Below are 6,612 nucleotides of genomic sequence, written 5' to 3'. Positions count from 1 at the left end.
CCGCCGCCCCGCACCCCCGCGAGAAAGGCTCTCCCACCCGGAACGGTTCCCCCTGCGACCAGTCCGCCGCCACGCCCCGCATCACCAGCGCGCTGTCCAGCACCGCGCTGCCCGGCGGGAAGCGGTCCAGGTCCTCGAAGAACGAGGAGCGTACGTGGCGCGGGCGGCCCGCCGTCACCTTCCAGGCGTCCGTGGAGAGTTCGAGGACGTCCAGGTGTGTGCCGCCCCCGGCGCGCGGGGAGAGGCCCCGGCTGCCCCGGCGGAAGAACTCCGACGCCTCCGCCAGGTCCGTGAACAGCCCGCTGCCGTGCAGTTCCTCGGCCGGCTCCACCGTGGCGTCCACCTCCACCTCGCCGTCCCGGGTCGCGAAGGCCACCCGTACGGCGTCGGGGTCCTCCCGCACCGTGAAGTCCGCCCGGCCGTGATCGCCCGGGTAGATCCGGCCGCCCACGAAGGCGTTGAGGCGGGAAGCGGTGTCGCGGCGCGGAATGTAGACGCCCCGCTCGACGCCGTCCGGGCCGTCCCACTCGACGGCGACGCGGTGCGCCGCGTTCTCGCTGGTGAGCCCGGTCGCGGCCGGGGCCCAGGCGGGGCGGACGCCGCCGATCCGGAGCAGGCAGATCCCGGCCACCGCCTGACCGCGCACCAGTTGGGGGCGCAGCGGCGCGGGCAGCAGGGCCGCCGCGACGTACGGGTCGACCCGGTAGTTCACCAGGAGGCGGCGTTCGATGACGCTGGACAGCCGGGGTCTGATCATGAGGCGTCGCCTTCCGGCGCGGAGCGCCACTTGGTGGTGCGGAGGACGATCTGCTCGGGGCAGACCGTGCTGAGGAAGCGGCCCACGCACAGGGCGAGGCGCTCCTCGGCGAGCGAGTAGAGGATGCGGTTGGCGTCCCGGCGCTCGGTGACGAGCCCCGCCCCCTTGAGGACGCCCAGGTGGCGCGAGATGGACGGGGCGCTGATCGAGAACCGGCTCGCGATCTCCCCGGCGGCCAGCTCGCCGCCCCGCAGGTCCTCCAGGATCTGGCGGCGGGTGGGATCGGCGAGCGCGCGGAAGGCGCTCGCCTCTTCGTCGGCCGGAAGGGCGCGTGATTCCATGTGTGCATATTTAGCACATGAGCTAAACAGCTAAAGAGGCGGCATGGGAAAGCCCCCGCGAGTCACGTCCTCGCGGGGGCTTTCCGTTCATCCGCCTGCCGAAGTGAAGGTTGAGAAGACGATCACGAGGCAGGACGTCTGTGGTGTGCCGACGTCACGTCACATCTGGTCAGGGGGCGAGCAGCAGCACGTTCACGCGCTCCTTGGCGGCGGCGTAACGCTTCGCCACGTCCTGCCAGTTGACGACCCGCCACATCGCCTCGATGAAGTCCACCTTCTGGTTCTTGTACTGCAGGTAGAAGGCGTGCTCCCAGGCGTCGAAGACCAGGATCGGGACCGAGCCCTGGCCGACGTTGCCCTGGTGGTCGTAGACCTGCTCGACGATCAGCTTGCCGCTGACGGGCTCGTACGCGAGCACGCCCCAGCCGGAACCCTGGGTGGTGGCCGCGGCCTTCGTCAGCTGGGACTTGAAGCCCGCGTAGGAGCCGAAGGACTCGGTGATCGCGTCGGCGAGGTCGCCCACGCCGTCCGCGGCGAGGGGCTCGCCGCCGCCGTCGCCGGTCATGTTGTGCCAGTAGATCGAGTGCAGGATGTGGCCGGAGAGGTGGAACGCGAGGTTCTTCTGGAGGCCGTTGATCGCTCCCCAGGCCTCCTTGTCGCGGGCCTCTTCCAGCTGCTCCAGGGTGTCGTTCGCACCCTTGACGTACGCGGCGTGGTGCTTGTCGTGGTGCAGCTCGATGATCTGCGGATTGATGACCGGTTCGAGCGCCGCGTAGTCGTACGGGAGTTCCGGGAGCGTGTACGTGGCCATGGTTCGAACCCTCCGACTGCTGGGAATGCCGTCCAGTTGTTATTGCAACATATATGCAGGAGCAATCTAGGAGCAGGCTAACAGCAGGAGGGTCCGCGAAGTGATCAGCCCTTCGGCCTAGGACCTGCGGCGCAGCGGGGCGGGGGCCCTCCCGTTCGCTGGGCCGGTCGGCCGGGCGTGCGGGGCGGGCCCGGCCGCCGAAGGTGAACGGGCCCGCCCGGGGGGCGGTTCAGTGTGTGGGGTCGCTGTCCTTGCGCTCCTGCGGGTCGACGCCCGTGCGGGCGGACGCGTCCTTCTCGCCGCTGGGGTGCCGGGACTTGCCCCGCCGCCCGGTGTCGCGCATGTCGCAGCCCTTGCCGCGGTCCTCGCGGCGGCTGGTGGTGCTCTTCGGTGTGGCGCCTTCCAGGGAGGCGCACTTCTCCTCCTCGGTCGGCTTCTTCGACATGGTGAGCCTCTCACTCTCGTCGGGTGTCCTATTATCCTCCCTTTTCTTGCTATAAAGGCGTTCCGTTGTCCCGCCTGCCTCTCCCTGCGGGCGCCCAGGTTTGGGCGCTGTTTCCCGGGGGACTCGGCCATGCAGCCGGGCGGCTCGGGGCCGGGGACCGCAGGTGTGCCGCTCGCCGCCCGCCCCACCGACCAGGAGGACTTGATGGCACCCCCCAACGCCCCCGAAGCGCAGGCCGGCCCGGACCGTGGCCGCGATCCGAAGCTGGCCCCGCCCCAGGCGGAGGCGGCGGGCTGGGGGCCGCTCGACGTCCGCGCCGTCGACACCGTGCGGGCATTGGCCGCCGACGCCGTGCAGAAGGCGGGCCACGGCCACCCGGGCACCGCGATGAGCCTGGCCCCGCTGGCGTACCTGCTGTTCCAGCAGGTCATGCGGCACGACCCGGCCGACGACCAGTGGATCGGCCGCGACCGCTTCGTGCTCTCCTGCGGCCACTCCAGCCTCACCCTCTACATCCAGCTCTACCTGAGCGGGTACGGGATGGAGCTGGACGACCTCAAGGCGCTGCGCACCTGGGGGTCCATCACCCCCGGCCACCCCGAGTACCGCCACACCCGGGGCGTCGAGATCACCACCGGACCGCTCGGCCAGGGGCTGGCCTCCGCCGTCGGCATGGCCATGGCGGGCCGCCGGGAGCGCGGGCTCCTCGACCCCGACGCGCCCGCCGGGACCAGCCCCTTCGACCACCATGTGTACGTCGTCGCCTCCGACGGCGACCTGATGGAAGGCGTGACGTCCGAGGCCAGTTCGCTCGCCGGACACCAGGAGCTCGGCAATCTGGTCGTCTTCTACGACTCCAACCACATCTCCATCGAGGACGACACCGACATCTCCTTCAGTGAGGACGTCACCGCCCGGTACGCCGCGTACGGCTGGCACGTCCAGACGGTCGACTTCACCCGCACCGGCGACTACGTCGAGGACGTCGACGCCCTGCTCGCCGCCGTCGAGGCCGCGAAGAGCGAGAGCGGCCGGCCCTCCCTGATCCTGCTGCGCACGATCATCGGCTGGCCCGCGCCCACCAAGCAGAACACCGGCAAGGCCCATGGCTCCGCGCTCGGCGACGACGAGGTCGCGGCCACCAAGAGGCTGCTCGGCTTCGACCCGGACGCCGACTTCACCGTCGAGGACGACGTACTGGAGCACGCCCGCGCGGTCGTCGAGCGCGGGGCCTCGGCCCACCGCGCCTGGGAGCCGCGCTACCAGGTGTGGCGCGCCGCCCACCCCGAGCGCGCCGCACTCCTCGACCGGCTGCGGGAACAGAAGCTGCCCGAGGGCTGGACCGACAGCCTGCCCGTCTTCGACGCCGACCCCAAGGGCATCGCCACCCGCAAGGCCTCCGGCGATGTGCTCACCGCGCTGGCCCCCGTGCTGCCCGAGCTGTGGGGTGGTTCGGCCGACCTTGCGGGGAGCAACAACACCACCATGGAGGGCGAGCCGTCCTTCGTGCCGGAGTCCAAGCAGACCGGTGAGTTCCCCGGCAACCCGTACGGCCGCACGCTCCACTTCGGTATCCGCGAGCACGCCATGGGCGCGACCCTCAACGGCATCGCGCTCCAGAGCCTCACCCGCCCCTACGGCGGTACGTTCCTGATCTTCAGCGACTACATGCGCCCCGCCGTCCGGCTCGCCGCCCTGATGAAGCTCCCGGTCACCTACGTCTGGACCCACGACTCCATCGGCCTCGGCGAGGACGGCCCCACCCACCAGCCCGTCGAGCAACTGGCCGCACTCCGCGCGATCCCCGGCCTCGACGTCGTACGGCCCGCCGACGCGAATGAGACCTCCGTCTGCTGGCGCACCGTCCTGGAGCACCACGACCGGCCCGCCGGACTCGCCCTGACCCGCCAGCCGCTGCCGGTCCTGGAGCGGGGCGACGGCGACGGCGCGTACGCCTCCGCCGAGGGGGCCGCCCGGGGCGGTTACATCCTCGCCGACAGCCGGGGCGACACCCCGGACGTGATCCTCGTCGGCACCGGATCCGAGGTCCACATCGCCCTGGAGGCAAGGGAGTTGCTGGCCGCCGACGGAGTCGACGCACGGGTGGTCTCGATGCCCTGCCGCGAGTGGTTCGCCGACCAGTCGTACGCGTACCAGGACGAGGTGCTCCCGCCCGGGGTCCGGGCCCGGGTGAGCGTCGAGGCGGCCGTCGCCCAGGGCTGGCGGGACGTGGTGGGCGACGCGGGCCGCATGGTCAGCCTGGAGCACTTCGGCGCGTCCGCCGCCTACCAGCGCCTGTACGAGGAGTTCGGCATCACGGCCGGCGCGGTCGCCGAGGCCGCCCGGGAGAGCATCCGCGCGGCGGCCGGCCCCGTCCGGCCCGGCGGGGAGCGCCCCGGCGCGACCCCGACCGAAGGCGGCACCGGGGACGCCGGTTAGGCCCCGGCCCCGCCCGGCCCACACACCGAGAAGCCATCCCGATCGATGTACACAGGAAACAGGAACAGGAGCCCCATGTCCCCCGCACGTACCCCCCGTTACACCGTCCCCGGCCTCGGCGTCGACGAGGGCCGCCAGGTCATCGACCTCCTGACGCTGCGCCTGCACGCGCTCAACGACCTCGCGCTCACCCTCAAGCACATCCACTGGAACGTCGTCGGGCCGCACTTCATCGCCGTCCACGAGATGCTCGACCCGCAGACCGCCGCCGTACGGGACATGGCGGACGCGGCCGCCGAGCGCATCTCCGCCCTCGGCGGCGAGCCGAACGGCACCCCGGGCGCCCTGGTGAAGGAGCGCACCTGGGACGACTACAGCGTCGGCCGCGCCGACGCCATCGCCCACCTCGGTGCCCTGGACCTGGTCTACACCGGGATCATCGAGGACCACCGCGCGGTGGTCGAGAAGGCCGGCGAGATCGACCCCGTCACCGAGGACCTGCTCATCGAGCACCTGCGCGGCCTGGAGCAGTTCCAGTGGTTCGTCCGGGCCCACCTGGAGTCCAGCTCCGGCACCCTGTCGAACGCCGGCGCCGCCACCGAGGAGGCGGCGGCCGAAGCCGCGTCCCCGAAGCGGGCCGCCGCCAAGCGCACCCCCGCCAAGAAGACGGCGCTGCCCGCCCCGGCGAAGAAGACCGCAGCGAAGAAGACCGCCAAGAAGGCGGTCAAGAAGACCACGGCGAGCCGGCGCACCACCCGCTGAGGAGCGGCCCGCCGGACGCCACGCCCGTCGACAGTCGGCCGGACGCCAACACCCGCCGACAGTCGGCCGGGCGCTACCCCCGCAGGTCCTCCCGGGCCTGCACCGCGATGTCCGGGAAGTCCGTCACCACCGCGTCCACGCCCTGCCCGTAGTGGAAGGCGTACTCGGCGAACGCGTCGCCGAAGGCGTTGGGGTCGGTGCCCCGGCGGTACGCGGCCGGGAGGTACTGGTTCTCCGCCCGGAAGGTGTACGCCCCGACCTTCAGGCCCGCCGCACGGGCGTCCGCCAGCAGGGTGTTCGGCGGGACCAGCGAGGACTTGTCCGGGCCGATCCAGTCGGCGTACGAGGCGATCTCGCGGAGCCCGGCCGGGGTCATCATGTCCCGGTAGGTGATCCCGTGCCCGTACGGGCCGCCGCTCGTGCCCAGCGCCTGCCACAGCGGGAGGCCGAGGCGGGCGGCGGCCACCCGGCGCAGGCTGCCGGGCTCGAAGGACTGGACGACACAGTCCCGGGCGGTCAGCCGGTTGCGGCGGATCACCCGGATCAGCTCCTCCTCCAGCGGCAGCCCGATCGAGCGGAAGTACGTCGGGTGCTTCGTCTCCGGGAACACCGCGATCCGCCGGCCCGACTCCCGCGACAGCCGCCGGGCCAGGTCGACGACCTCCTGGAACGTCAGCACCCGGCCCCGCCCGTCGAAGACCGTGTTGCGGTTCCGGACCAGCGGCAGCCGCTCCACCGTGCGCAGCGTCTTCAGCTCGCGCAGGGTGAAGTCCTCGGTGAACCAGCCGGTCACCGCCTTGCCGTCGACCGTCTTCGTGGTGCGGCGGCCCGCGAACTCCGGGCGGCCCGCGACGTCCGTCGTCCCGCCGATCTCGTTCTCGTGCCGCACGACCAGGACGCCGTCCTTCGTCGGCACGAGGTCCGGCTCGATCCAGTCGGCCCCGGCCCGTACGGCATAGGTGTACGCGTCGGCGGTGTGCTCGGGCCGCCAGCCCGCCGCCCCGCGATGGCCGATGACCAGGGGGCCCGACGGGCGGTGGGGGTGACGGTCCCCGGC

The 6,612-nt window shown here is 72.1% G+C and carries 7 protein-coding genes; 2 read left to right on the top strand and 5 right to left on the bottom strand.

The annotated features are described in order from the left end of the window. The 4 genes from JS521_RS32630 to JS521_RS32615 all read right to left on the bottom strand — a co-directional run. The coding region (locus JS521_RS32630; RefSeq protein ID WP_205086511.1) for a DUF2071 domain-containing protein at positions 1–757 on the bottom strand (757 nt) is incomplete at its 3' end. Further along, entirely contained in the window at positions 754–1,098 is a 345-nt protein-coding gene (locus tag JS521_RS32625; RefSeq protein ID WP_205086510.1) for a metalloregulator ArsR/SmtB family transcription factor, read from the bottom strand. The genes JS521_RS32630 and JS521_RS32625, both read right to left, overlap by 4 nt. Positions 1,099–1,267: 169 nt before the next feature. Continuing rightward, positions 1,268–1,909: a superoxide dismutase gene (locus tag JS521_RS32620; RefSeq protein WP_200742969.1), complete on the bottom strand. Its 642-nt coding sequence runs from the start codon at positions 1,907–1,909 to the stop codon at positions 1,268–1,270. A gap of 229 nt (positions 1,910–2,138) precedes the next feature. Further along, entirely contained in the window at positions 2,139–2,354 is a 216-nt protein-coding gene (locus JS521_RS32615; RefSeq protein WP_205086509.1) for a hypothetical protein, read from the bottom strand. A gap of 204 nt (positions 2,355–2,558) precedes the next feature. Between JS521_RS32615 and tkt the strand changes: the two genes are divergently transcribed. Further along, positions 2,559–4,793, top strand: a complete 2,235-nt coding sequence (tkt, locus tag JS521_RS32610; protein ID WP_205086508.1) for a transketolase — start codon at positions 2,559–2,561, stop codon at positions 4,791–4,793. Between the two features lie 75 nt (positions 4,794–4,868). Then, positions 4,869–5,555: a Dps family protein gene (locus JS521_RS32605; protein WP_205086507.1), complete on the top strand. Its 687-nt coding sequence runs from the start codon at positions 4,869–4,871 to the stop codon at positions 5,553–5,555. Between the two features lie 73 nt (positions 5,556–5,628). Here the strand turns inward: JS521_RS32605 and JS521_RS32600 are convergent. Further along, positions 5,629–6,612: glycerophosphodiester phosphodiesterase family protein (locus tag JS521_RS32600; protein WP_205086506.1), on the bottom strand; the 984-nt coding region annotated here is incomplete at its 5' end.

This window comes from Streptomyces durocortorensis (genome assembly GCF_016901035.1).
Taxonomy (GTDB): Bacteria; Actinomycetota; Actinomycetes; order Streptomycetales; family Streptomycetaceae; genus Streptomyces; species Streptomyces durocortorensis.
This window is presented reverse-complemented; position numbering and strand designations above follow the sequence as displayed.

Excerpts from the sequence above, each read along its gene's own strand:
- tkt (WP_205086508.1), top strand. The coding sequence starts at position 2,559 with ATGGCACCCCCCAACGCCCCCGAAGCGCAGGCCGGCCCGGACCGTGGC.
- JS521_RS32620 (WP_200742969.1), bottom strand. The coding sequence starts at position 1,909 with ATGGCCACGTACACGCTCCCGGAACTCCCGTACGACTACGCGGCGCTC.
- JS521_RS32625 (WP_205086510.1), bottom strand. The coding sequence starts at position 1,098 with ATGGAATCACGCGCCCTTCCGGCCGACGAAGAGGCGAGCGCCTTCCGC.
- JS521_RS32615 (WP_205086509.1), bottom strand. The coding sequence starts at position 2,354 with ATGTCGAAGAAGCCGACCGAGGAGGAGAAGTGCGCCTCCCTGGAAGGC.
- JS521_RS32605 (WP_205086507.1), top strand. The coding sequence starts at position 4,869 with ATGTCCCCCGCACGTACCCCCCGTTACACCGTCCCCGGCCTCGGCGTC.